The sequence below is a fragment of the Pseudomonas sp. LBUM1666 genome (assembly GCF_059695775.1).
The window spans coordinates 2,489,132-2,510,135 of record NZ_CP166789.1 but is presented as its reverse complement, the minus strand read 5'-3'; the positions used below and the strand labels follow the sequence as shown (position 1 = coordinate 2,510,135).

The 21,004-nt window shown below is 56.3% G+C and carries 22 protein-coding genes; 9 read left to right on the top strand and 13 right to left on the bottom strand.

Annotation, left to right across the window (positions count from 1 at the left end):
- Nucleotides 1–159: 159 nt before the first annotated feature.
- Complete coding sequence (locus ACA056_RS11430) at nucleotides 160–603, top strand: cupin domain-containing protein (protein WP_497272790.1); 444 nt, start codon at nucleotides 160–162, stop codon at nucleotides 601–603.
- A gap of 65 nt (nucleotides 604–668) precedes the next feature.
- Here ACA056_RS11430 and ACA056_RS11425 read toward each other — a convergent pair whose 3' ends face one another.
- Entirely contained in the window at nucleotides 669–1,385 is a 717-nt protein-coding gene (locus ACA056_RS11425) for a tellurite resistance TerB family protein (protein WP_497272788.1), read from the bottom strand.
- A 171-nt stretch (nucleotides 1,386–1,556) separates the two neighbouring features.
- On the opposite strand from ACA056_RS11425, the gene ACA056_RS11420 reads away from it, so the two are divergent.
- From ACA056_RS11420 to ACA056_RS11405, 4 genes are all read left to right on the top strand, one after another.
- Entirely contained in the window at nucleotides 1,557–1,982 is a 426-nt protein-coding gene (locus tag ACA056_RS11420) for a GNAT family N-acetyltransferase (RefSeq protein WP_497272786.1), read from the top strand.
- A gap of 246 nt (nucleotides 1,983–2,228) precedes the next feature.
- Nucleotides 2,229–2,948 (top strand): phosphatidylcholine synthase, encoded by a 720-nt coding sequence (pcsA, locus tag ACA056_RS11415; protein WP_056741835.1) that lies wholly within the window; start codon nucleotides 2,229–2,231, stop codon nucleotides 2,946–2,948.
- 301 nt (nucleotides 2,949–3,249) lie between these two features.
- Entirely contained in the window at nucleotides 3,250–3,723 is a 474-nt protein-coding gene (locus ACA056_RS11410; RefSeq protein WP_497272784.1) for a GNAT family N-acetyltransferase, read from the top strand.
- Between the two features lie 41 nt (nucleotides 3,724–3,764).
- The gene (locus tag ACA056_RS11405) at nucleotides 3,765–4,532 is read left to right on the top strand and encodes a metallophosphoesterase (protein WP_497272782.1); all 768 of its coding nucleotides are present in this window, start codon (nucleotides 3,765–3,767) and stop codon (nucleotides 4,530–4,532) included.
- Here ACA056_RS11405 and ACA056_RS11400 read toward each other — a convergent pair.
- Nucleotides 4,506–5,381 (bottom strand): alpha/beta fold hydrolase, encoded by an 876-nt coding sequence (locus tag ACA056_RS11400; protein WP_497272780.1) that lies wholly within the window; start codon nucleotides 5,379–5,381, stop codon nucleotides 4,506–4,508. The genes ACA056_RS11405 and ACA056_RS11400 overlap by 27 nt on opposite strands.
- A gap of 780 nt (nucleotides 5,382–6,161) precedes the next feature.
- Between ACA056_RS11400 and ACA056_RS11395 the strand changes: the two genes are divergently transcribed.
- Nucleotides 6,162–6,602, top strand: a complete 441-nt coding sequence (locus tag ACA056_RS11395; protein ID WP_497272778.1) for a hypothetical protein — start codon at nucleotides 6,162–6,164, stop codon at nucleotides 6,600–6,602.
- Nucleotides 6,603–6,675: 73 nt separating this feature from the next.
- Here ACA056_RS11395 and ACA056_RS11390 read toward each other — a convergent pair whose 3' ends face one another.
- The 3 genes from ACA056_RS11390 to ACA056_RS11380 form a co-directional block, all read right to left on the bottom strand.
- The gene (locus tag ACA056_RS11390) at nucleotides 6,676–7,689 is read right to left on the bottom strand and encodes a GlxA family transcriptional regulator (RefSeq protein WP_497272776.1); all 1,014 of its coding nucleotides are present in this window, start codon (nucleotides 7,687–7,689) and stop codon (nucleotides 6,676–6,678) included.
- Nucleotides 7,690–7,846: 157 nt separating this feature from the next.
- Nucleotides 7,847–8,638 (bottom strand): type I methionyl aminopeptidase, encoded by a 792-nt coding sequence (gene map, locus ACA056_RS11385; protein ID WP_497272774.1) that lies wholly within the window; start codon nucleotides 8,636–8,638, stop codon nucleotides 7,847–7,849.
- Nucleotides 8,635–8,901 (bottom strand): ParD-like family protein, encoded by a 267-nt coding sequence (locus tag ACA056_RS11380; RefSeq protein ID WP_497272772.1) that lies wholly within the window; start codon nucleotides 8,899–8,901, stop codon nucleotides 8,635–8,637. Before ACA056_RS11380 ends, map begins: the two co-directional genes overlap by 4 nt.
- 309 nt (nucleotides 8,902–9,210) lie before the next feature.
- On the opposite strand from ACA056_RS11380, the gene ACA056_RS11375 reads away from it, so the two are divergent.
- The gene (locus tag ACA056_RS11375; protein WP_497272770.1) at nucleotides 9,211–10,890 is read left to right on the top strand and encodes a thiamine pyrophosphate-binding protein; all 1,680 of its coding nucleotides are present in this window, start codon (nucleotides 9,211–9,213) and stop codon (nucleotides 10,888–10,890) included.
- Nucleotides 10,891–11,043: 153 nt separating this feature from the next.
- A complete protein-coding gene (locus ACA056_RS11370; protein WP_497273522.1) occupies nucleotides 11,044–12,261 on the top strand; it encodes a DUF3422 domain-containing protein in 1,218 nt (405 codons plus the stop codon).
- Nucleotides 12,262–12,293: 32 nt separating this feature from the next.
- Here the strand turns inward: ACA056_RS11370 and ACA056_RS11365 are convergent, their stop codons facing one another.
- From ACA056_RS11365 to ACA056_RS11355, 3 genes are all read right to left on the bottom strand, one after another.
- Nucleotides 12,294–13,412, bottom strand: a complete 1,119-nt coding sequence (locus ACA056_RS11365) for a glycosyltransferase 61 family protein (protein ID WP_497272768.1) — start codon at nucleotides 13,410–13,412, stop codon at nucleotides 12,294–12,296.
- Between the two features lie 74 nt (nucleotides 13,413–13,486).
- On the bottom strand, nucleotides 13,487–14,641 hold the full coding sequence (locus tag ACA056_RS11360; RefSeq protein ID WP_497272766.1) for a GNAT family N-acetyltransferase: 1,155 nt from the start codon (nucleotides 14,639–14,641) through the stop codon (nucleotides 13,487–13,489).
- Between the two features lie 278 nt (nucleotides 14,642–14,919).
- A complete protein-coding gene (locus ACA056_RS11355; RefSeq protein WP_497272764.1) occupies nucleotides 14,920–15,150 on the bottom strand; it encodes a hypothetical protein in 231 nt (76 codons plus the stop codon).
- A 197-nt stretch (nucleotides 15,151–15,347) separates the two neighbouring features.
- On the opposite strand from ACA056_RS11355, the gene ACA056_RS11350 reads away from it, so the two are divergent.
- On the top strand, nucleotides 15,348–15,548 hold the full coding sequence (locus ACA056_RS11350) for a hypothetical protein (RefSeq protein ID WP_497273521.1): 201 nt from the start codon (nucleotides 15,348–15,350) through the stop codon (nucleotides 15,546–15,548).
- A 114-nt stretch (nucleotides 15,549–15,662) separates the two neighbouring features.
- On the opposite strand, the gene ACA056_RS11345 is transcribed toward ACA056_RS11350, so the two are convergent.
- The 5 genes from ACA056_RS11345 to ACA056_RS11325 all read right to left on the bottom strand — a co-directional run bounded on the left by ACA056_RS11345 (nucleotide 15,663) and on the right by ACA056_RS11325 (nucleotide 20,859).
- Nucleotides 15,663–16,436, bottom strand: a complete 774-nt coding sequence (locus ACA056_RS11345; protein WP_497272762.1) for an L-iditol 2-dehydrogenase — start codon at nucleotides 16,434–16,436, stop codon at nucleotides 15,663–15,665.
- 65 nt (nucleotides 16,437–16,501) lie between these two features.
- Complete coding sequence (locus tag ACA056_RS11340) at nucleotides 16,502–17,599, bottom strand: ABC transporter ATP-binding protein (RefSeq protein ID WP_497272760.1); 1,098 nt, start codon at nucleotides 17,597–17,599, stop codon at nucleotides 16,502–16,504.
- Nucleotides 17,600–17,631: 32 nt separating this feature from the next.
- Entirely contained in the window at nucleotides 17,632–18,462 is an 831-nt protein-coding gene (locus tag ACA056_RS11335) for a carbohydrate ABC transporter permease (protein ID WP_283180389.1), read from the bottom strand.
- Between the two features lie 10 nt (nucleotides 18,463–18,472).
- A complete protein-coding gene (locus ACA056_RS11330) occupies nucleotides 18,473–19,372 on the bottom strand; it encodes a carbohydrate ABC transporter permease (RefSeq protein WP_497273520.1) in 900 nt (299 codons plus the stop codon).
- A gap of 179 nt (nucleotides 19,373–19,551) precedes the next feature.
- Nucleotides 19,552–20,859 carry an ABC transporter substrate-binding protein gene (locus ACA056_RS11325; RefSeq protein WP_497272758.1) on the bottom strand — a complete coding sequence of 436 codons (1,308 nt, stop codon included), beginning with the start codon at nucleotides 20,857–20,859 and terminating at the stop codon, nucleotides 19,552–19,554.
- Nucleotides 20,860–21,004 lie beyond the last annotated feature (145 nt).

The window sequence follows — 21,004 nt, the reverse complement described above, 5'->3', positions numbered from 1 at the left end:
GCTGAATCAGCACGTCTCTACATCAGCAGAGCGACACCCCCGGAAGAAAATTCCATCGGCGTTGAAATCCCCCGGACAGACGGGCTTGTGGCGCGGCACCCGGCGCCAGATCAAGTGAATATACTCAGCGGGTGTGGACTCATCCTTCGGAGAGCAATCATGCGAACGGTTCATGTCATCGAGCCCGAAAAAACCCCCGACCCGGTCAATGTCGTGGGTGAGGCCATCACCATTCTCGCGGGCGGGGATCTGAGCAAACCTTTTGAAATGCATATCCAGCAAGGCGTGCAAGGCGGCGGGCCACCTCCGCACTTTCACCCTTGGGACGAAGCGTTCTACGTCATTGACGGGCAGGTGGAAGTGACGGTTGCGGGCAAGGCCACCACCGTTCTCCCCGGGGGTTATGTGCATATCCCCGGTGGGACTATTCATGCTTACAAGAACGTCAGCGCGACGGCAAAGATGATCGGCGTGGTGTCTGATCCGCGCGGTGGTCAGTTCTTTGCCGCGGTGGATCAGCTCAAAGTGCCGCAGGATTTGCCGCGGATCCTGGCAATCGCCGAGAGCTTCGGCGTTACGTTTCTGGTGCCGAAAAACGCCTGAAACCCGGTAGAGCCCTAGGCTTCAGCTGATTATGATCGTTCCCACGCAGAGCGCGGGAACGATCATCAGGCCACACCACCTTTGGCCTGTTGCTCCAGATGCACTTGCAGCTCCGGATCGATACTCAGCGCCGCAGCCAGTTCATCCAGATAGCTACGTTCGGCGTCCTGCTGATCGTCCACCAGCATCACACTGGCCAGATACATCTCCGCCGCCATGCCGGAATCCGTGGCCGACTGCGCCACATCGGCGGCGTCCAGCGGCCGTGCGACTTCGTCATCCAGCCATTGCTGGAGCTCTGGGTCATCGGTGTGGCGGCCGATTTCGGTACTGATCATCTGTTTCTCGGCGTCATCAATCCGTCCATCGGCCTTCGCCGCTGCAATCAATGCACGAAGTATTGCATGGCTGTGGTCCTCGACTTCCGGGCCGGACAACAGGTCGACAGTGCGCGGTGCCTGTTGCGGCGCCGAGGCCTGGCTGCGTTGCCAGGCCTGATAGGCCTGGAATGCCATCATCCCCAGTGACGCCAGCGCCGCGTAATTAGTGCCGCCACCCGACCGGGTCCGGGTCGAACCACCCACGGCGGAGCCACCGCCCAGCAGACCACCGAGCAAACCACCCAGGCCACCACCCCCGGCGCTTGAACCGGCACCACCGCCCAATAGGCCGCCGAGCAATCCACCGAGACCACCTTGGGCCGACGCGCCACTGCCACCCTGTTGCGACATTGAGCCTTGGCCGGCCCGCAGAAGTTGTTCGAGCAGATCGCTGGTGTTCATGACGATGTCCTCATCGGTTGGAGTGATCCAGTCAGGCAACGATAGTCCTCGCCGGCAAATGCGCCACCACCGTTTGGCTGACGTGAAACCCTTATTGCCCTTGACCCCGATGACCATCGGCTGCGAGTGTTCTACCCTCGCTAACCCGATGCCCACAGGATCAACGAACACATGGACCGCCACCTGATTGTCGTCAGCGACGTCATCGAACCTGAAATCGAGCAAGTACTCAGCGCCGGGCTGAGTGCCTTCAATGATCAGATGAGCGGCATCAACGACCGCCAGTCGCTGGCAGTAACGGTCCGCGATCCGGATACCCGTCAGGTGCTGGGCGGTATTACCGGACGTACGTCGCTCGGTCTGCTGTTTCTCGATTTGTTCTACTTGCCCGAGTCCCTGCGCGGCTCCGGGCTTGGCTCTCGACTGCTCAACGCGTACGAGGACGAAGGCCGTCGTCGCGGTTGCCGCTCGGCGGTGCTCTATACCCTCAGTTTCCAGGCCCCGCAGTTCTATGAAAAACACGGCTGGCAGCGCTTTGGCGAAGTGCCCTGCGACCCACCAGGCACGAGTCGGGTGTTCATGAGCAAGGCGCTGTGAATGAGCCTGTCTGCAGCCGATCAATCCGCCGATTACTGCGCTGAGTACAACGTATCGCCCTGTGCCGATGTTTCATTTAATACCCCGGATTTATCCGGGGTATTTTTTTGCGGCCCAGCTAAGATTTACAGATGGTGAACCTTATCCCCGGATACCCGGTCGATACATGCAACCTGACTTGGTTTGCCGACACCCCCAATTGAAGGGGTGATAACAGGCTTGCTTCACTTTCTGGAGAACGCCCCCGTGATATCGACCCTACACATCGCCAGGCTCAAAGCATGGGGCGCCCATGGTTTTACCGCCACCGGCGTGGTCACTGCCTTCCTCGCGACCCTCGCCCTGCTGGAAAACCAGGCCACAAACTGCCTGCTGTGGCTGGGCGTCGCCCTGATCGTCGATGGGCTGGATGGCGCGTTGGCACGCAAGGTCAATGTCCAGTCGGTACTGCCAAGTTTCGATGGATCGATCCTCGATCTGGTCATCGACTACCTGACGTACGTGTTTATCCCCGCGCTGTTCATTTATCGTTACATCCCGTTGCCGGACTACACGCTGCTGCTGTCCGTGTCGCTGATTCTGGTCTCGTCGCTGTTTTGCTTCTGCAACGTCAACATGAAGAGCAAGGACAACTACTTCCAGGGCTTCCCCGCCGCCTGGAACGTGGTAGCCCTGTGCCTGTACATCATCGCCCCGTCGCCGTGGATCACTTTTCTCACCATCATCGGCCTGGCGCTGTTGACCGTGACCCGGATGAAGTTCCTCCACCCGTTCCGCGTGCGCAAGTTCATGCCGATCAACATCGCGGTAACGGCCATCTGGCTGCTGTGCAGCTTGTCGCTGGTGGTCAACCATCCAGTGATCAACCCGCTGGTGATGGGGCTTTGGCTGCTGATGTCGGCTTACTTCCTGGGGATCTGCATCTGGCGCACGGCGCTGGAGTGGTTCGAAAACTCGCGGGGATAAAGGACTCCAGAGCGTGGCCGATTTCTCCCGCACACTGCAGAAGTCGGCCATATCCCGCCGGCTCTGTGGTTATTCGTTGGAATGAATGGAAAAGTCTCAGGGATTTCTTCCAGGTGTGAGGGGGAACACATCGACCATGCCCATCCATATCGTGCGCCTCGGTTCACCGCGCGCAGCCAATGAAGGCCTGCGAACCACCCGGCGCAGCTCAAATAGTCGCTGGCGCAGGCTATTGCGACATTGACCGCTCGAGATCGGACTAAAGGATTTTGGTAAGGGCACAAGGATCGAGGTCTTAAAAATGAATAACCAGATTCGACTCGCCATCTCTGACGATGCGACAGACATCAGCCGGGTCATCATTCAATCGCTGCGCCAGTCCAATGCCCTGGACTACCCGCCCGACGTCATCACACAGGTAGAGAAAAGCTTTTCTGCCGATGCCATCCGCACGTTGTTGAGCCAACGCCAGGTCTTTGTCGCCACCATCGATAAGCGTGTGGTCGCCACGGCCAGCCTTGATCAAGACGTTGTGCGTAGCGTATTCGTCGACCCCAGCCATCAGGGTGTCGGACTCGGCAGGCGGTTGATGGCAACCCTTCAATCTGTCGCCCAAGACGCAAGAATCGAAGTACTGCGCGTCCCCTCTTCCATCACCGCAGAAGCCTTTTACTTCAAGCTGGGCTATCGAAAGGTCCGCGACGAATTTCACGGTGCCGAGCGCACGATCATTATGGAGCGGCGTCTGACGCCCGTTGTTGACGCCTCGACGTGAGTTAAACGGGGCTGACATTCAAAACAGGTAGGAGTTGATCGATGCGCATCGCCTTGCTGTCAGACATCCATTTGTCCGTCAACGCGTTACCTTTTCCCGATGTGGATGCCGATATTGTCGTCCTCGCGGGAGACATCTCCCGTCCGGCTGCGGCCATTGAGTGGGCCAAATCGTGCCCTGTTCCGATCGTGTACGTGGCAGGGAATCACGAGTTTTATGGCAGCGACTTGATCTCTACCTATGAGCACTTGAACAGATTGTCGGAAGGCACACAGATCCACGTATTGGAACGCTCGGAGTATCTCCACAACGGCGTGCGGTTTTTGGGTTGCACCCTGTGGTCTGACTATCGTCTTTTCGATTCTGCAGAGGATCGGGCACAGGGTGTTGATCTGGCTACGAAGCTCATGCGGGACTTCACCCACATAAAAATTTCGCCCGATTTTCCAGATCTGTTCAGCCCGGCAGTTTCCCAACTGATTTTTTTACAGACCGTCGCCTGGCTGGAAGACTGCTTCACCCGCGACAGAACCACTCCCACGGTGGTGGTTTCGCATTTTGCACCGACACGGTTGAGCATAGGCCCGCTGTTTGAGAATTCGCCGATTAACGCGAGTTTTGTTTCAGACCTCGAAGACCGGATCAAAGTCTGGCAGCCGGCACTTTGGCTACATGGCCATACCCATGGGAGCTTTGACTATCCGGTAGGCAAAACCCAGGTCATTTGCAATGCCCGGGGTTATGCAAAAAATGGCATTAATGAAAATCCAGAATTCAATGGCTCATACGTAATTGACCTGGATATCTGAGGCAACACGACCCTGCTTCCTGCAAGCTGGGTCCAGAAAACCGAGCAAGGCCTGGCGGGTGTCATGCAAGGCCGCCGGGTGTTCCATATCGAGGAAATGCCCGGCGTTCTTGATGGTATGGAACCGGGACTGAGACGCATGATCGGCGAACAGCCGGGCGTCTTCGACCGAGGTGTACTCATCCCATTCGCCGTTGACAAACAGCAGCGGTATTTCGATGGCAGCGGCACAGGCGACATAGCAATGGGTGTCTTGGGTCAGCACCTCATTGACGTGGAAATGCATCTGCCTGTACTCGTGCTCGGCCAGGCTTCTGACATGGCGGTCATTAAAGCGTTTGAACAGCGATGGCAGGTGCTTGCCAATCGTGCTGTTGATCAAGCGACCTACATTGAGGCGGTCGCAAGCCTGGAGATGGTTCAGGCCGCTCTCCAGGTAATCGCGCATCGGTGTATTGATACGCGCTGCGAATGAACTGATCACCGCCTTCTCGATTCGTCGCGGCCGCTGGGCCAGCGCCAGCAAAGTGGCCGCACCGCCCCAGGAAAAGGACAGTACATGGTGTGCACAAAAGTGTTCGATCAATTCCAGCAGTATCGCGGCCTCGTCTTCCTTTCGGATCGGTTGGCCGTGGAGGTTGTGTTCTCTGGACTGACCGGCGTAGGGCTGGTCGTAGAGAACCACATTGAATCGTGGTTGCAGGTAACGCACCGTTTGGGCAAAAGATGCGGTCGTTGCCAGTGAGCCGTTGACCAGAATGATGGTCTTGTCAGCTGCGGTGTTGAGATAGTGCTCGGTATAAACCTTGTACTTCCCGCAGATCTCGACGATGGCAGTTTTCGGCATCATGACATTTACTTCCTTGAACCCATTGGACTAAGCGCACAGCGTTTGGGATGCCCACAGGGCCTTATCGCAGAAAGCAGTACACGTGGACCTGACAGTGAAGTGTCAGGCCAATACATTAATAACTCAGGGTGGTTTTCAAGCGTCAACGCATAGGCCTCCTCGGGCTGAATCTGGTAACGCGGACAAGCAACAAACGCGCGAGGGTGCTCGGATGGCCACCGTGACCGCTGAGTCACTGACTGACCATATGTTCAGAGTTAAGCAGGAATTTCCCCGCCTGCAAGAACGCAGACGAGTTATTGCGTCGAAGACGGCGTGATGGTCGAACGATGTCACCCAAGACGAGGCGACGCGCGAAAGCTCCACGGGCCGCTATCCCATGTTCGGGGGGCACTTCCCGGGTGACGCCCCCGAGTCATCGGTCTCGTCGAAATACTTGGCTATTGGCCCAAGCCTTGCTTTGGCATCTTTTGCGGTACCTGGCTATCTTTCCGGAATTTCGAATGTTTATGCCTGATAGGTCTTGGTAGACGACCGCTGGTGCTGATGCAGACCGCAAGCCTGGTGACGATCATGGAGTTTATGCAGGACCTGAACAGGGTGTTGATTGTGGTAAGCATCTAGACGACAGACCGCCCCACTTTCAGGAATCCCCCCAAGGTTGGGGACTTTCGCCCGCCAAAGCTGGCAGGCTTATTAATTGCCAAACTTCCTTAAAGGCAGGCTGGCCAAGCTCCGAGCGTCAATCAAAAAATAATAAACAACAAGGGGAACCCTGCCTTGAAAATTTCAACAATCTGCGTCGCCGGCAGCCTTTTGGTTTCAGTCGCGGCTTCTGCTACAGGGATTATTCCCGCCTTGGATCTGGACTTCACAAGGTCAGCTGCTGAAACGCTGAAAAAACGGGGCATCAACGACGCTTGTATTATTGCCGCTTCAACCCCTAAAACGTTCACCTATTGCCGAGAAGGATCGTCAACGCTCTGGAAGTATCAGGCTTTGGATCTGGAACAACAGGCGGCGATCCTGAATGGCGAAAAGCGGCACCTGACAGACTACGGGCAAATCACCGTCGCAGAAGTCGATAGCGCAGCCTGCCAACAAGATAACCCTGTGCCATTGGTTAAACCGGCGATTACTCGTGGGATAGCCCTCGGCCTGATCACCCTGTTTCTGTTGATTGGTTTGCGATATACCTACCGGGCAAGCCGCCGTCCGTAACCAAAATATGATTGGCAAAGGGTCGGCGTAAATCTGCGCCAATCAGGAGTAAGCACAGACTCAAAAAGCCGTTTTATTTGACGAGTCGCGTTTCCTTGGAAGGCCTGTATCCGAAGTACGAGCTATAGCACTTGCTGAAGTGGCTGGGCGATACAAAGCCACACGCAACCAACACGTCCACCTGGGACAGCTCTGTGTGCTGGAGCAGTCGACGTGCTTCGGTAATTCGCAGCTCCATGTAATACCGTTGCGGCGTTGTGCCCAGTTGCTCCTTGAACAAGCGCTCGAGTTGTCGACGCGAACGGCCTGCGTAAACCGCCAACTGCTCCAACTCCAGAGGCTCTTCGAGGTTGGCATCCATCAGCTTTACCACCTCGCGTAATGGCGCGCTCACACAGATATTTTCAGTCGGCTTTATGCGCCGATAACGCGACTCCTCGAAAGCCAGGATGTCTTCGATACCCTCGACGAGGGCTTTGTCGTGCAAACCTTTGATCCAGTCCAGCGCCATGTGGAATGCCCCCGAGGGACTGGAAGCCGTGAGCCGGTCTCGATCGATGACGTAGGGCTCACTGGTGACATGCGTCGCCTTGGAGATTTCCGCAAGCGCGGGACGATGTTCGGGGTGAATCGCGCAACGATATCCGTCAAGCAAGCCTGCCCTTCCCAGGAACCATGCGCCATTCCACAACCCGGCCAGAATGACGCCCTGGTCTGATGCAGCCCTCAACAGGGAGATGAGTTCATCCGTCGCTTTGAGTTCTGTCCTGTAGCCGCCACAAATGACCAGAAGATCCAGGTCCTGGATCGTCGGGCCATCGAAACGGGTATCCGGCCGAATGACCAGGCCCAGGTCGCTGATGACCTCCTCATCGGTCAAGCCGAACGTCCGGGAAGAGAACAACCCGGGTCGCAGAAGATTCGCGGTGACAATCGTATCCAGTGCTTGCGTGAATGCGGGCAGCGAGAAATGCTCAAGTAACAGAAATCCTGCCCGAACCACTTGAGCCTTCTCGTTGGGGTTCTCATTCAAATAGCGGAGATTTTTCCCCTTCATGCCTCCGCTAAATTGGCGTCGCTCGATCAATGTTCGACCTACTCGGTTACGTTACCCAACAGGTCGTTGGGTGCGTTGATAAACCTCAATGCTAACTGCAGAAGTTTCAAAACCACTAGCGCCATTTTGCGATTGATCAGGCGAGCTGAAAGCAGTGACGTAGCTTTATGTCACTCGCAAGCTGCGCCTAAACGATGGCGGGATACCCATCGACACTATCGGGCCAAAGGGTCAGAACCTCGAAGCCGTCGTCAGTGACTGCGACCATATGCTCCCACTGAGCCGAGAGTGAGTGATCCTTGGTGACCACGGTCCAGCCATCAGCCAGCGTTTTCACATGGCGTTTGCCAGCGTTCAACATGGGTTCAATGGTGAAGATCATGCCGGCTTTCAGTTTCAGGCCCTGGCCTGGGTAGCCGTAGTGAAGGACCTGCGGCTCATCGTGATAAATCTTGCCGATACCGTGTCCGCAGTATTCGCGCACGACGCTGAATCCTTCTCTTTCGGCCACCGTCTGAATGGCATGGCCAATGTCCCCCAGGGTAGCGCCGGGGCGGACGACACGAATACCGGCACACATCGCTTCATAGGTCGTCTCTGCCAGGCGTCGGGCATCCGGGCCGGGCTCACCCACGAAGTACATGCGACTGGTGTCGCCGTACCAACCCTCCTTGATAACGGCAATGTCGATATTCACGATGTCGCCATCCTTTAGTGGCGTGGCCGAAGGAATGCCATGGCAGACCACCTGGTTGACCGATGTACACACGGTTTTCGGGAAACCGTGATAGCCGACATTGCCCGGAATGGCTTTTTGCACGTTGACGATGTAGTCGTGACAGAGCTGATCAAGTTGGTCGGTGGTGACCCCCGCTTTGACGTGGGGAGCAATCATGGCCAGGACCTCGGCGGCCAGCGTGCCCGCAGCACGAGACATGGCTATTTCTGCCGGGGTATTGAGCTTGACGTTGGCCTTCATTGCTTGACTCCTGGTGCGGTATCAACCTGGGCGCTTTGCGAAAAATCGGCGAGTGCGCATAGCTGTTTTAAATCGAGGCCGCCCGCCAGTTCGGCACGAATCAGCAAGCGGCAGATGTCGCTGTGGTCCAGGTGGGGATGTAACTCCGCAAGCATCCCGATGCGCATCCAGTGCTCGGCCTGGGCGTTGATCGAGCGACTCAACGCATCGCTGGCGACGCGCAGATTCTCGTGCATGGCTTCTGAAATTTTTACGATACCCACTGTCCAATCCAATATGAAATGTATATGGATCGTATATTAGTCGGTAGTCGTGTGAAATTGCAATTTCACGATTTGTAGTCACGCCTGAAGCGCGCGGCAGCATAAAAAGTCACCGGGTGACTTGAAGTCCGACTTCAATAGCTGAGGGAATGAAGTGCTGAGCAATCATCGTTTGTACCCCTATTCGATGATGCTCAGAATTCGTGCCGCAGACGTTAGCCGTTGTTCTTCCAATTGATCGAGTCAGTACCTGCCAGAAAGAGAGCGATTCACCCTTTCACACCGCACCATTCGACTCAGGAGATAACAATGAATAAAACCATTTCTCGTCGTAGCGGAGGTCAGATATTGGTGGATGCCTTACGCATCCATGGCGTCAAAAGAGCTTTTTGTGTTCCGGGAGAAAGCTACCTCGCGGTTCTCGATGCATTGCATGACGTGCAAGAAGAAATCGATCTGGTGGTGTGCCGCCAGGAAGGTGGGGCGGCCTATATGGCAGAAGCCTACGGCAAGCTCACTGGAGAGCCAGGCATCTGCTTCGTGACCCGAGGCCCGGGTGCTACGAACGCCTCGGTTGGCGTTCACACAGCGTTTCAGGATTCATCACCGATGATTCTGTTCATTGGCCAGGTCGCTCGCGATCAGCAGTATCGCGAAGCCTTTCAGGAAGTTGATTTTCGCCAGATGTTTGGCCCCTTGGCGAAATGGGTCGTGCAAATAGACGACACCCGCAGAATTCCCGAACTCATCAGCCAGGCGTTCCACCGAGCGGTCAATGGCAGGCCTGGGCCTGTAGTGGTCGCACTGCCGGAAGACATGCTGACCGAAATGGCGGAAGTCAGTGATGCCGGGCCTTTCAAACGGGTATTGATGACACCGGCAGCCGAGCAAATGGCCGCCATGCAGCAACTGCTTGAGCAATCAGAGCGTCCATTAATGGTGCTGGGTGGCAGCGGTTGGGATACCGAGTCGGTGCACGACATCCGGCTTTTTGCTGAACAGCAAAATATCCCGGTTGCCGCCTCCTTTCGCTGCCAGGACTTGTTCGACAATCGACACCCGAACTATGTCGGCGATCTTGGTTTCGCCGCGTCAGCGCAGTTGTCCTCAGCGGTAAAAAACGCCGACCTGCTGTTGGTCGTGGGTTCCAGAATGGGTGAGGTTTCAACGGGCGGATATGCGGCCCTGGAAATCCCGGTACCGAAGCAAACCTTGATCCATATTCACCAAGGCATCGAGGAACTGGGGCGGGTTTACCAACCTGCGTTAGCGATCAACAGCAGCATGTCGACCTTTGCCAAATCAGCCGCAAAACTTCCGGTGGCGACCAGCCAAATAAAGAGTGAATGGACGCGCACCCTGAACAAAAACTACCGCGAAAATCTGCAACACTCGCCCTCCCCTGGCGATGTCCAAATGGCGGAAATCATTGAGTGGTTGAATCGCAGACTTGCGGACGACGCGATTCTGACCAATGGCGCCGGAAACTATGCCGTCTGGCTTCAACGCTTCTATCAGTTTCGCCAATACCGCACTCAGTTAGGCCCTACCAATGGCTCCATGGGCTACGGCGTTCCTGCGGCGGTGGCCGCCAAACTGACTTGCCCGGATCGAGTGGTGGTTTCGTTTTCAGGAGATGGCTGCTTCTTGATGAACGGCCAGGAGATAGCGACTGCAGCGCAATATGGCGCCAATGTGATTTTCGTTGTGATCAACAACGGAATGTACGGAACCATCAGAATGCACCAGGAACGCAATTACCCTGGACGCGTGTCAGGCACTGAATTGCTCAACCCGGATTTCGCCGCACTGGCCCAAGCCTACGGACTGCATGGCGAGGTGGTCACCGCCACGTCGGAATTTGCCCCAGCGTTTGAACGCTGCCTTGATATGTCCCGGCCATCCTTGATTGAGGTCAGAGTCGACCCTGAAGCATTGACCCCTCGACTCAGCCTGACTCAGATCAGAGAGCAATCAAGCAAAAAGTGAGCGGCAATTTCTTCAGTTTTGGGCGCCCGATTCACGTTGTAGAAGGCGCCTTTTTTTGATTGTTCCGCGCAAAACCATGGATTGCTGCTTGTGACTCGTGAGTTCATCGACCTGTCCCACCTACAACAGCAGTCGATCAATGGCCTGAACAGCATGCATCCGCAAAGACAAACCCTGCACAACGAACTGCACGCGCGTCCGTCATTGTATTTCGACGAACCGGCCCATGTGTTTCATCTGGCCTTCCTTGGCGGGGAACCGGAGTGCAATGCGCTGCTGGAGCGCTGCTGCTCTGATCCGATCGATCCTCATGCCGCCCAGGGCATCACCCAACTCGATGGCCACGCCCTGAAATGGGAACGCCACGCCGAGTTCTTCACCCTGACCCTGGTGGTCACTTCATCCTGCGATGACCTGTCCTGGACATCGCTGCCCGAGGTGCTGGCGCAGAAGGTCGAAGCGCATTTGCCGCAGCTGATCAACTCGGTGCAGATCGTAGTGCGTGGCGAAGCCGGCCTGGACCTCGCCGGCTACGGCTTCAAGGACCCGTGCGGTTCCTGCGTGGGCGGTGGCGATGCGGTGGTCTGGAGCGATTTTCGTCTCAGCGAGGACGGCAACAACCACATCCTGTTCGTCAACCGGCGCCTCAACGCTTACCGCCAAGGGCGGATGATCCGCCGTCTGCTGGAAATCGAGACCTACCGCATGATGGCCTCGCTGTCGTTGACCACAGCCAAAACCTTGAGCGCGCAACTTGATGTCTTTGACAAGACCTTGGTCACCCTCTCCGAGCGTAACGCCGACGCCGACAGCGGCAACGCGAAAGCCCTGCTGGCGGACATCTCCAATCTGTCAGCCCAAGTGGTCAGCAGTACCGCGAAAACCCGCCACCGCTTCAGTGCCACCCAGGCCTATGCGCAACTCGTTTACGAGCGCTTGGGCGAATTGCGGGAAAGTCACGTAGGCGATTGCCAGCGCCTCGGGGTGTTCATCGAACGCCGTTTCAAACCCACCGTCAGGTACTGCACCGCCACCGAGCAACGCCTGGAGCACCTGGCCAAAAGCGTGGCCAACCTGGGCGACCTGTTACAAGCCCGGGTTCAGGTGGAAATGGAAGAACAGAACTCGGAAATTCTCAAAAGCCTGAACGCCCGCGCCGACGCCCAGATCAAGATCCAGCGCGCCGTGGAAGGTCTGTCGATTATCGCTATTACTTACTACCTGCTGAACCTGCTCAAGCTTGGCTACTCAGGGTTGCACCTGCTCGGCGCCGAGGTGGCCCCGCGAGAGGCGATGCTGGCGATGACGCCCCTCGCGATCGCCATCCTTGCGCTGATTATTTTCCGCATCAAGAAGGTCAAAGAGCACTGAAACGGTGAATCGCAGTGAGGCGCCATCACCCATCAGGATGGGAGCAGGTCCAGTGTGCGCTCAACCTCTTGAATGTCGATTTTGAAGCCATCGCCCTCTGGCGTTCCGACCACAAAGCCAAAATTCTGGTTGTCGCGATCCGTCAGGTACTTGAAGTAGCTGACGAAACGGTTCGGTGGCTGCAGCACCAGCAACGAACCACCCTGCGGCAGTACATTGACACCATGTACAAGCTGGCTCCCTTCGACCCCCACCACGGTCCGCGCCCCGGCACACGTCGCCACTATGGTCGGGACATCGGTTTTCAAAGGATCGACTATGCGAAACCCTCTGCTCTTGCGCAGATGTTCAGCGAGCTCCATTTCATTGCGCAAAAAGCGCAAGTCACCGTCCCCACCCCGGAGAATGAACACGCCAGGGTGAGTCTCATAGCTCACGTGCGACAGTAGCTTTTCACCCATGGCACGGAAACGTAAATGCCTGCTTTGATTGTTGCTCACATCGTCGAACAGCACGAGTTCACGAAAAAACGCACTGTGCAAGCGAAGCGGCTTCATATCAAACCAGTCCTCATAGGCGGGGGCCTGGGTAAATAGAGGAAACCTGGCGGATGGCGCGGTGGTTATCGGGACGCCTTCATCGCATGCCAATGAATAGGTCGGGCAGTTTTCCATCAACCATGTACCAAACCATGTATTTCCATTTTGCGTGCAGTAGGCGGCACCGCGCTCGATCTCGTTTTCCACGAGAATTCGCGGGAACAAACCGGGCTTGAGAGACAACCAGTGACTTGCATTGTTCTTGTAGAGCGCGCCATCGATCAGCCAGACATCCTTGATCAGGTAGCCACGTGTCGGGCCTTGTACTACGTTGCCCAGCCCTTCCATTGTGCGAGCAGGATGCTCGAAAGGATAAAAGCGCTTCGCCTCCCACCCTGTGACGCGGTCCATTTGATTGGGCAGGAAGAATGCAGGCGGAGAATAGGATGTCCCACCCGGAGCAATATCCCAGGTTTTCGCCGCCAAGCTTTTTAAGTTGATATCCGCCTTTCGTGCGAGTCTTTTTCTTGCCATATACCTGTAGGCGGCAAGGGTCCATTTTTTCCGATTGCCAGTGGTCGAAGTGCTTATTTGCGAGACATCGCTTTCCATGAAGAGTCCTCCCTGCGGCACAGGGTCAATAGTCAGACGCGAAGCGCTCTATTTATTTCAGTCGTGGAAATTGTTCAGCTGGATGCAATCCTTTCCATAATGGGTGGGGTCTGCAAATTGGCGTAGCGACTACGCAAAGTTTCGAGAAACTGTTCACCCGAGCTCTTGGCGCAATAAAGATAAATTTTGTGCAGCCCGCCAAATACCATTTCATGATAGCGGCTGGCGACCTCCTCATCGCTTGGTCCGTCCGGCAAGCCAAGGTGAAGGGTCAATTCCTTTCCTTCGACAGCGAATAGCGGCGTGTCCCAGAGGAATTTGGCTGTACCTGTCTTGGGCAGCCGGACAAACATATAAGCGTGGTTTCCCAGGGAATCAATATCACCGCCGCGCCTTCTTTTCCATTTCAGAAGTCCGTCATCTGGCCGTGCCAGGCACAGACCGATGTCGTAATAATCGAAGCCATTGTCTATCGCCCACTCAAGTGCCATGAAGGTGGTAATCGAGTTCACTTCACGCAGTCTTTTGGCATCTGAAAAAATCGCCTCGGTATATCCGAAACGTAGCGTGCTCCAGTAGCGCTTTCCGCCCCGGGTTATTACGCAGCCAAGGTGACATGCAACAACCTCGTCCTCCAGCATGATCAGGTCGAGCCGGCCGACAGTCTTGGCGATCCTGAAAACCTCCTGCGTGGCAAATTGCGCAGCGTGGATGCCTTGCCGTGCCGTGGCATAAGGTCGAAGCATTTCCCTGTCTGCCTTTTCAATGTCTTCATCCAACAGCGTCTGGACCATTCGGTAGCGCGGTCGGTTCTTGCGTATATTTCGACGCAATTCGCTATCGTATTTTGTGGTGATCTCCTCGATGGATCGCCCCAGCGGTACGACGGCACTCAGATACAGGGGTACAGACAAGGCCCCTGAGGTCGGCATTTCACTGACCACTACCACATGACTCGACGCGCCAGGTTCCGGTTCGACGTCGACCATAGGGGAATCACCTTGGGACTTTCCCCTTATGAGAAGCTTGGCCATCTCCCGCTTCTTTTTCCGTCCGATATAGAGGATTTCGTAAGGACTTTCGTTCTGCACTCTGAACCTGGCAATCTCCCAGCGCCAGAAACACGCACGTCCAAGAATGTCTCGCAACCAGTTTGAAGCGTTTCTTATCTCATACCGCATTGAAGGAGATATGAGTTTGCGGATAACTGCCGCCAAGTTCTCTTTCATTTCTTCGTCATCCTTTGAGCTTTCTTTTGGGCAGATAAGAAAAAGATCAAGGCGGAACTTCAAGAGGCGTGCTTAAACCTTGATATAAAAGACATATTTGATGAGGAACGCTCTCACGTTCAGTGACTAGTAAAGATCAAGGTAGGGACTTTGCAAGCGACATGGGGTGGCGCCAGCCGTCTATTTCATGACGCCAATTTTTCTTCCAGACCCAGTAGAAGCGCCGTCAGTATGGAGTTGTCGTGTTTTCGTCCAGCCATGGACTGCCAAAATCGTCCTTAGTCAGCGCCCGAAGTATTTAACGGAGTGACTACGTCAGTGCTTGAAGGAGAGACATTAAGAAAGTCATTCCATATCTCGTAAGCATCGTGATGCCGTTTGGTCGCCTCTTCCCATTCCGGTCCTGAAACACATTTGGAAGAGACCAGCGTCATCATGCCCATCGTTGCGGCGTCCAGTTCGATCAGGAAAGCGTGAGACTGGATTCTGAAATCTTCGACCGATGGCATTACGTGTTCCCCCGGCGGATTACACCGCTAATAAGGAGCGGCTGCTCCTCGGACGGTGGAGTACCGTCATCAGGGAAAAATTCGGGCAGTCTGACCGCCGGTACGTGTCGTTGCCCAAGCTGATCGACGCCGACAAAAAATCTCGAACTCAAGCCATGGCATTGAATCCAATGTTCAGGTCAATGGAGATCAGTGATATGAACAGTGATAACAGTGTTAACGACGTCAAATCAAATGCAACGTCAAACGCCGAAAGAGATCTTGAGGACAGGGACGCGGACGCCAAAGGTGTGGATGAAGCCGTTACGCCCTCGTCAACTCGAACCAAGGAGCAGGAAGCTGAGGAGCTCAGTCGGAAAATAGCTGAGATAGAACGGAAAGTGGCGGACGGTAACTAGCCGGATGCTTGACGCTGGCTGGCGTCAAAAGCGGCCATCGACGTGGGTCGAGTTGGCCGCTTTTTAACCTTGTTGGGGCGCGTAACCGTAGCAAGTGCCTGTGATGCTTTGACGTCAACTCATCCAGTTTCCACCGTCGACGTTGTAGGTCTGAGCCACCACGTATTCACTTTCGGACGACGCGAGGAATATGGCCATTCCCGTCAGGTCATCAGCAGTCCCCATCCGTCCAAAAGGCACCTCTTGACCCACGAGCCTTTTCTTTTCGCCCAATGGCCGATTCTCGTATTGAGCGAACATCGCATCGACGCCATCCCAATGCTCGCCGTCTACCACGCCTGGCGCGATGGCATTCACATTGATCCCATGCTTGATCAAATCCAGACCTGCTGATTGTGTAAGGCTGATCACTGCCGCTTTCGTCGCGCAATACACACCCACCAGTGCCTCCCCTCTGCGACCTGCCTGGCTGGCCATATTGATGATTTTTCCGCCATGCCCCTGCCTGATCATCTGACGAGCAGCCGCCTGAAGGGTGAACAGTGTTCCTGCGACATTAATCGAAAACAAGCGCTCGAAGCTGTCGCGGGTGATGTCGACTATGGGCGCTAGATCGAATAATGCGGCGTTGTTGATCAGGATATCCAACTTGCCTGTGTGCGTAATCACAGCTGCAATCGCATCATCGATAGACGCTTGGTTGGTCACGTCCATCTCGACAGCGTAAGCGTTTGGTCCGAGTTCGGCAGCCGTGGCCCGGGCGCGCTCAAGGTTGATGTCAGCGATGGCTACCGTTGCCCCTTCATTAACATAGGCCTGAGCAAAAGAACGGCCGATGCCTCGGGCGGATCCAGTGACAAGCGCGCTTTTACCTTCTAGTCGTTTCATTGAGTGTTCATCCGTTTTCTTGAATGTCGGGTACGCCCAACCGAGGGCATTGAAGAGGATTAAGATCAGGCGGCGCGACGCACCAACGGGGCGACAGCCTTGCCGTGTTCGTCGAACAAATGGCAATGCGCAACGTCCAGCGCGACCCACCGCTGCTCTCCATAAGCGACGTCGCAGTCGCCATTGACTCGCACGGTGAGTGCTTCACCGGACTTGGCGACGACGTGGCAGAAGGTGTCACTGCCCAGGCGTTCGGTGACGTCCGTGGTGATGGGCAGTTGCCCTTGATCATCCAGGCTTAGGTGTTCGGGGCGTATTCCCACGGTGACCTCGTTGCCCTTGCCCAACGTGCTTCCATCACGAGGGATCAGCAGATGGCGACCGGAGGCCAGTTCGACCTCTACGCCCTGATGACTGTTGGCAACCACAGTGGCCTTGAGAAAGCCCATTTTCGGGGTGCCCAAAAAACCTGCTACGAACAGATTGGCCGGTTGGTGATAAAGCTCGAGCGGCGAGCCAATCTGCTCGATACGACCGCCATTGAGCACCACCACCTTGGTGGCGAGCGTCATGGCTTCGACCTGATCATGAGTCACGTAGATCATCGTGGCCTGCAGTTCTTTGTGCAGCCGGGATAGTTCCAGACGCATCTGCACCCGTAGAGCGGCGTCGAGGTTGGACAGTGGCTCGTCGAACAAAAAGATCTTGGGGTTACGCACGATGGCGCGCCCGATAGCGACTCGTTGACGCTGGCCGCCGGACAGTTGCTTCGGTTTGCGTTCCAACAGGCGTTCCAGCTCCAGGATTTGTGCGGCCTCAGTCACCTTGCGCTCGACGTCCTGCTTGTTATCACCCGCCAGATCCAGCGCGAAGGACATGTTCTTGCGCACCGTCATGTGCGGGTAGAGGGCGTAGGTTTGAAACACCATCGCCAGGTCGCGCTTGGCCGGGCTGACTTCGGTGATGTCGCGGCCATCCAGTTCGATGGTGCCGCTGGTGACCTCCTCCAGGCCGGCAATCAGCCGCAGCAAGGTGGATTTTCCGCAGCCCGACGGGCCGACGAATACCACGAATTCTTTATCACGGACTTCGAGATCAATGCCCTTGATGATGGACAGACCTTCGAAGCCTTTTTGCAGATTCTTGATTTTCAGGTTGGCCATGGTGGCGCTCCTTTGTGCTTATTCTTTGAGGGCTATTTCACCGCGCCGAACGACAGGCCGCGGACCAATTGTTTCTGGCTGATCCAGCCGAAGATCAGGATCGGTGCGCAGGCCAGGGTCGACACCGCCGACAACTTGGCCCAGAACAGACCTTCGGGACTTGAGTAGGAGGCGATCAACGCGGTCAACGGCGCAGCTTTCGACGAGGTCAGGTTCAGTGACCAGAACGCCTCGTTCCAGCACAGGATCAGCGACAGCAGCACCGTGGACGCCAGGCCGCCCTTGGCGATCGGCAGCAGCACCCGGACCATTTCCTGCCACAGCGTGGCACCGTCGAGGCGCGCGGCTTCGAGGATGTCTTTGGGGATGTCTTTGAAGTAGGTGTAAATCATCCAGACCACGATCGGCAGGTTGATCAGCGTGTAGATCACGATCAGCGCGATCCGTGTATCGAGCAGGCCGAAGCTCTTGGCCAGCAGGTAGATCGGCATCAGCACGCCCACCGGTGGCAGCATCTTGGTGGAGAGCATCCACAGCAGCGTGCCTTTGGTGCGTTGGGTTTCGTAGAACGCCATCGAGTACGCCGCCGGCACCGCGATCAGTAGGCTCAGAGCGGTAGCGCTGAAGGAAATCACCACCGAGTTCCAGGCGAAGCTGAAGTAGTCGCTGCGCTCGTTGATGTGCAGGTAGTTCTCCAGCGTGGGCGTGAAGATGAACTGCGGCGGCGTGGCGAACGCATCGATTTCGGTTTTGAAACTGGTCATCACCATCCAGAAGATCGGAAAGAAGATCAGGATCGCGATGGCCCAGGCCAGGGTGCCGAGCAGCAGGCTTTGCAGACGGCGGGATTGTTGAAGGGTCATGGCGCAGGCCTCAGGCTTTGTCTGTCAGGTTTTTGCCGATCATCCGCACCAGCACGATGGCCGCGATGTTGGCGATCACCACCGCGATCAAGCCACCGGCGGACGCCATGCCGACGTCGAACTGCACCAGTGCCTGGTTGTAGATCAGGTAGGCGAGGTTGGTCGAGGCGTAGCCGGGGCCGCCGTTGGTGGTGGTGAAGATTTCGGCGAATACCGAGAGCAGGAAGATGGTTTCGATCATCACCACCACCGCAATCGGCCGTGCCAGGTGCGGCAGGGTCAGGTGCCAGAAGATCGCGATCGGCCCGGCACCGTCGAGGCGCGCGGCTTCCTTCTGCTCCTGGTCGAGGGACTGCATGGCGGTCATCAGGATCAGGATGGCGAACGGCAGCCATTGCCAGGACACAATGATGATGATCGACAGCAGCGGGTAGTGCGCCAGCCAGTCCACCGGCTGCGCGCCGAACAGCTTCCAGACGTAGGCGAGAATCCCCGACACCGGATGGAAAATCAGGTTTTTCCAGATCAGCGCACCGACGGTGGGCATGATGAAAAAGGGCGAGATCAGCATCACCCGCACGATGCCGCGACCGAGAAACTCACTGGCCTCCAGCAGCGCACTGATCAACACGCCGAACACCACGCTGATCAGCAGCACGCTGCCGACCAGCAACAAGGTGTTGGTGGCGCCGGGCAGGAAACCCGAGTCACTGAGGAAGTAGCTGAAGTTCTCCAGCCCGACGAACTGGTTTTCACCGGGATAGAGCAGGTTGTAGCGGATCAGCGAGAAGTAAACGGTCATGCCCAGCGGCACGATCATCCACAGCAGCAACAACGCCACCGAGGGGCTGACCAGAAACCAGCTGGGGTTGGCCAACCGGCTTTTACGCACCGGTTGCGGGATGTCCATGTGAGCTTTGGCAGTTGAAATATTCATGGCGATAGAACCGATTCATGCAGACCTATGAAGATCAACTGTGGGAGCGAGCCTGCTCGCGATGGCGGTGGATCAGTCACCCACAATGTTGAATGGGAGGCCGTCATCGCGAGCAAGCTCGCTCCCACAGAAGGCGGGAGCAGGTTGTGGGATTACTTGGGGTAACCGGCGCGCTTCATTTCACGTTCGGTGGAGGTCTGTGCGGCGGCGAGGGCTTGATCAACCGACATCTGCCCGGTGAGCGCCGCCGAAAACAGTTTCCCTACAGACGTGCCGATCGCCTGGAATTCGGGAATGGTGACGTACTGGATGCCAACGTAAGGAACAGCCTTGATCGATGGGTGCGCAGGATCTGCGTGCTGCATCATCTGCAAGGTCACTTGCGCGAAAGGTGCAGCCTTCAAATAAGCCTCGTTGTAGGTGGACTGCCGAGTGCCTGGCGGCACATTGGTGATGCCGTCTGTTTTGGCGACAAGTTGAATGTATTCTTTCGACGTTGCCCACGTGATAAAGGCCTTGGCGGTGTCTTTGTGCTTGGAGGTTGCCGGTATCGCCAGCGACCACGCATACAGCCATGACGAGCCTTTGTCGGTGACCTCAGTCGGTGCAGGCGCAAAGCCCACGCTGTCGACGACCTTGCTCTGCTCTTTATCGGTGGTGAACGAGCCTGCGACGCTGGCATCCACCCAGATTGCGCATTTACCGCTGTTGAACAGCGCGAGGGTTTCGTTGAAACCATTGCTCGACACGCCTGGCGGCCCGAACTTCTTGAGCGTATCAACGTAGAAGTGCGCCGCTGCTGTCCACTCTGGGCTGGACAGTTCCGGCTGCCACTTTTCATCGAACCAACGGGCACCAAAGGCGTTGGCCATGGTGCTCATCAGCGCGATGTTCTCACCCCAACCGGCCTTACCGCGCAGGCACATGCCGTACTGCCCTTTGTCAGGCTGGTGGAGCCTGGAGGCAAATTCGCCGAGCTGCGTCCAGGTCGGGTGCTCCGGCATGCTCAGGCCTGCTTGCTTGAACAGATCGGTGCGGTAATAGGTGATCGTGCTTTCGCCATAGAAAGGCAACGCGTAGAGCGTGTTGTTGACCGACAAGCCTTGGCGTACCGAAGGGAAGATGTCTTCCAGGTCGTACTCGGGTGGCAGCCCCGTGATGGGCTCGAGCCAACTCTTGGCCCCCCAAAGCGGCGCTTCATAGGTACCAATCGTCAGCACATCGAATTGGTCGCCCTGAGTGGCGATGTCAGTGGTCAGGCGCTGACGCAGGACGTTTTCTTCCAGCACCACCCAATTGAGCTTCACATCAGGATGCTGCTGTTCAAACACTTTGGAGAGCCGCTGCATCCGGATCATGTCGCCATTGTTGACGGTGGCAATGGTCACTGTTTCAGCGGCTTGACTGACAAGGGCAAAGGATAGGCCAGCGGAAAGGAAAAGCGCTTTCGGGATGTTCATCGTAGTGCTCTCCGCTCCGCGCCTTGAACGACGGGAGCTATTATTTTTGTTTGTTAACCACCGCTGATCAAATACGTCTGAGCCGCAATGGTGGACGACTCGATTACAGCAGCTTAAAAAGACCCGGACAAACGCGTAGCGGATG

What these genes read in the sequence shown, in the direction of transcription:
- ACA056_RS11355 (WP_497272764.1), bottom strand. Translation starts at nt 15,150, where the DNA reads ATGCCATCGGTCGAAGATTTCAGAATCCAGTCTCACGCTTTCCTGATC.
- ACA056_RS11345 (WP_497272762.1), bottom strand. Translation starts at nt 16,436, where the DNA reads ATGAAACGACTAGAAGGTAAAAGCGCGCTTGTCACTGGATCCGCCCGA.
- ACA056_RS11350 (WP_497273521.1), top strand. Translation starts at nt 15,348, where the DNA reads ATGAACAGTGATAACAGTGTTAACGACGTCAAATCAAATGCAACGTCA.
- ACA056_RS11340 (WP_497272760.1), bottom strand. Translation starts at nt 17,599, where the DNA reads ATGGCCAACCTGAAAATCAAGAATCTGCAAAAAGGCTTCGAAGGTCTG.
- ACA056_RS11370 (WP_497273522.1), top strand. Translation starts at nt 11,044, where the DNA reads ATGCATCCGCAAAGACAAACCCTGCACAACGAACTGCACGCGCGTCCG.
- ACA056_RS11360 (WP_497272766.1), bottom strand. Translation starts at nt 14,641, where the DNA reads ATGAAAGAGAACTTGGCGGCAGTTATCCGCAAACTCATATCTCCTTCA.
- ACA056_RS11425 (WP_497272788.1), bottom strand. Translation starts at nt 1,385, where the DNA reads ATGAACACCAGCGATCTGCTCGAACAACTTCTGCGGGCCGGCCAAGGC.
- ACA056_RS11400 (WP_497272780.1), bottom strand. Translation starts at nt 5,381, where the DNA reads ATGATGCCGAAAACTGCCATCGTCGAGATCTGCGGGAAGTACAAGGTT.
- ACA056_RS11365 (WP_497272768.1), bottom strand. Translation starts at nt 13,412, where the DNA reads ATGGAAAGCGATGTCTCGCAAATAAGCACTTCGACCACTGGCAATCGG.
- ACA056_RS11375 (WP_497272770.1), top strand. Translation starts at nt 9,211, where the DNA reads ATGAATAAAACCATTTCTCGTCGTAGCGGAGGTCAGATATTGGTGGAT.
- ACA056_RS11430 (WP_497272790.1), top strand. Translation starts at nt 160, where the DNA reads ATGCGAACGGTTCATGTCATCGAGCCCGAAAAAACCCCCGACCCGGTC.
- ACA056_RS11335 (WP_283180389.1), bottom strand. Translation starts at nt 18,462, where the DNA reads ATGACCCTTCAACAATCCCGCCGTCTGCAAAGCCTGCTGCTCGGCACC.
- ACA056_RS11410 (WP_497272784.1), top strand. Translation starts at nt 3,250, where the DNA reads ATGAATAACCAGATTCGACTCGCCATCTCTGACGATGCGACAGACATC.
- ACA056_RS11405 (WP_497272782.1), top strand. Translation starts at nt 3,765, where the DNA reads ATGCGCATCGCCTTGCTGTCAGACATCCATTTGTCCGTCAACGCGTTA.
- map (WP_497272774.1), bottom strand. Translation starts at nt 8,638, where the DNA reads ATGAAGGCCAACGTCAAGCTCAATACCCCGGCAGAAATAGCCATGTCT.
- ACA056_RS11330 (WP_497273520.1), bottom strand. Translation starts at nt 19,372, where the DNA reads ATGGACATCCCGCAACCGGTGCGTAAAAGCCGGTTGGCCAACCCCAGC.
- ACA056_RS11420 (WP_497272786.1), top strand. Translation starts at nt 1,557, where the DNA reads ATGGACCGCCACCTGATTGTCGTCAGCGACGTCATCGAACCTGAAATC.
- ACA056_RS11325 (WP_497272758.1), bottom strand. Translation starts at nt 20,859, where the DNA reads ATGAACATCCCGAAAGCGCTTTTCCTTTCCGCTGGCCTATCCTTTGCC.